Source organism: Maribacter taeanensis (assembly GCF_047345145.1).
Taxonomy (GTDB): domain Bacteria; phylum Bacteroidota; class Bacteroidia; order Flavobacteriales; family Flavobacteriaceae; genus Maribacter_C.
Genome location: NZ_JBLFER010000008.1, coordinates 2493 through 5371 on the forward strand (window position 1 = coordinate 2493; position 2879 = coordinate 5371).

Below are 2879 nucleotides of genomic sequence, written 5' to 3' on the forward strand. Positions count from 1 at the left end.
AAATACAGCAAATTTGAAGGTTTGGCGACAAGCTGGAAAAGGGCGTATGGGGAATGCCTAGGCTCTCAGAGGCGATGAAGGACGTGATAAGCTGCGAAAAGCTGCGGGGATTGGCACACACAATATGATCCGTAGATATCCGAATGGGGCAACCCACTATGTTGAAGACATAGTATCCGTAAGGAGGCGAACCCGGGGAACTGAAACATCTAAGTACCCGGTGGAAGAGAAAACAAAAGTGATTCCGATAGTAGCGGCGAGCGAAATTGGATTAGTCCAAACCATTGTTGTTTCGGCAATAATGGGGTTGTAGGACCACGATATTCGAGGAGTGATGAACTAGAACAAGTTGGAAAGCTTGGCCATAGACGGTGATAGCCCGGTATAGGTAAAGACCTTTTAGATAGTGGTATCCTGAGTAGTGCGGGGCACGTGAAACCTTGTATGAATCCGGCGGGACCATCCGCCAAGACTAAATACTCCTGAGAGACCGATAGTGAACCAGTACCGTGAGGGAAAGGTGAAAAGAACCCTGAATAAGGGAGTGAAATAGATCCTGAAACCATACGCTTACAAGCGGTCGGAGCCCTTTGGGGTGACGGCGTGCCTTTTGCATAATGAGCCTACGAGTTACTTTTACTAGCAAGGTTAAGGACTTCAGGTCCGGAGCCGTAGCGAAAGCGAGTCTGAATAGGGCGATACAGTTAGTAGTAGTAGACGCGAAACCGTGCGATCTACCCATGGGCAGGTTGAAGCTGTGGTAACACACAGTGGAGGACCGAACCCGTTGACGTTGAAAAGTCTTGGGATGACCTGTGGGTAGGGGTGAAAGGCCAATCAAGCTCGGAAATAGCTCGTACTCCCCGAAATGCATTTAGGTGCAGCGTGTAGATAGTTTTATAGAGGTAGAGCTACTGATTGGATGCGGGGGCTTCACCGCCTACCAATTCCTGACAAACTCCGAATGCTATAAAATGTTTCTGCGCAGTGAGGGCATGGGTGCTAAGGTCCATGTCCGAGAGGGAAAGAACCCGGACTATCAGCTAAGGTCCCAAAATATATGCTAAGTTGACAAAACGCGGTGGAATTGCATAGACAGCCAGGATGTTGGCTTGGAAGCAGCCATTCATTTAAAGAGTGCGTAACAGCTCACTGGTCGAGCGATTCCGCATGGATAATGATCGGGCATAAGCATATTACCGAAGCTATAGCTTTACAGATTACTGTAAGGGGTAGGGGAGCATTGTAGTGCCGTTGAAGGTGTACCTGCGAGGGATGCTGGAGGAGCTACAAACGAAAATGTAGGCATAAGTAACGATAATGCGGGCGAGAAACCCGCACGCCGAAAGACCAAGGTTTCCCCAGCTATGCTAATCAGCTGGGGGTCAGTCGGGACCTAACGCGTACCCGAAAGGGGAAGTGGATGGACAAGCAGTTAATATTCTGCTACCTGCTCACGCTAAAAGTGACGGAGGCGAGAATTTGGTGCGCACAGACGGAATTGTGCGTTGAAGAGAGTGGTAACACCTCGATAGTACAGTGAGACTACGGTCAAGCTGATAATCCAGAGTATCGACTTCCAAGAAAAGCGAGTGAAGCAGCCCGTACCGTAAACCGACACAGGTGGTTGGGATGAGTATTCTAAGGCGCTCGAGAGATTCATGGCTAAGGAACTAGGCAAAATAGACCCGTAACTTCGGGAGAAGGGTCGCCCCCTGTATGGGGGGCCGCAGTGAAGAGGTCCAGGCGACTGTTTATCAAAAACACAGGGCTCTGCAAAATCGAGAGATGAAGTATAGGGCCTGACACCTGCCCGGTGCTGGAAGGTTAAGAGGAGATGTTAGCTTCGGCGAAGCATTGAATTGAAGCCCCAGTAAACGGCGGCCGTAACTATAACGGTCCTAAGGTAGCGAAATTCCTTGTCGGGTAAGTTCCGACCTGCACGAATGGTGCAACGATCTGGACACTGTCTCGGCCATGAGCTCGGTGAAATTGTAGTATCGGTGAAGATGCCGGTTACCCGCAGTGGGACGAAAAGACCCCGTGCACCTTTACTATAGCTTCGTATTGACTTCGGTCAAGCAATGTGTAGGATAGCTGGGAGACTTTGAAGTGCCGTCGCTAGGCGGTGTGGAGTCATTGTTGAAATACCAGCCTTTGCTTGTCTGAAGCCTAACTCTAGAGATAGAGAACAGTGCGTGGTGGGTAGTTTGACTGGGGTGGTCGCCTCCAAAAGAGTAACGGAGGCTTCTAAAGGTGCCCTCAATACGGTTGGCAATCGTGTGTAGAGTGCAATGGCACAAGGGCGCTTGACTGAGAGACATACAGGTCGATCAGGTTGGAAACAAGAGCATAGTGATCCGGTGGTTCCGCATGGAAGGGCCATCGCTCAAAGGATAAAAGGTACGCCGGGGATAACAGGCTGATCTCCCCCAAGAGCTCATATCGACGGGGGGGTTTGGCACCTCGATGTCGGCTCGTCACATCCTGGGGCTGGAGAAGGTCCCAAGGGTTGGGCTGTTCGCCCATTAAAGTGGCACGCGAGCTGGGTTCAGAACGTCGTGAGACAGTTCGGTCTCTATCTACTGCGGGCGTTAGAAATTTGAGTGGATCTGATCCTAGTACGAGAGGACCGGATTGGACTGACCGCTGGTGCACCAGTTGTTCCGCCAGGAGCATTGCTGGGTAGCTATGTCGGGATGGGATAAGCGCTGAAAGCATATAAGCGCGAAACCCGCCACAAGATGAGATTTCTTTAAAGGGTCGTGGGAGATGACCACGTTGATAGGCTATAGGTAGAAGTGTAGTAATACATGCAGCCGAGTAGTACTAATTGCCCGTCAAGCTTGCGCAAAGTGAAGCTCCCCTTCGGGGGAGCG

General features: G+C 50.8%; 1 rRNA gene. It reads left to right on the plus strand.

Features of this window, described 5'->3' with window-relative positions:
- The first annotated feature begins 24 nt into the window (after window positions 1-24).
- Window positions 25-2854: ribosomal RNA gene (locus tag ACKWCD_RS18945) — 23S ribosomal RNA — on the plus strand.
- The last annotated feature ends 25 nt before the right edge of the window (window positions 2855-2879 follow it).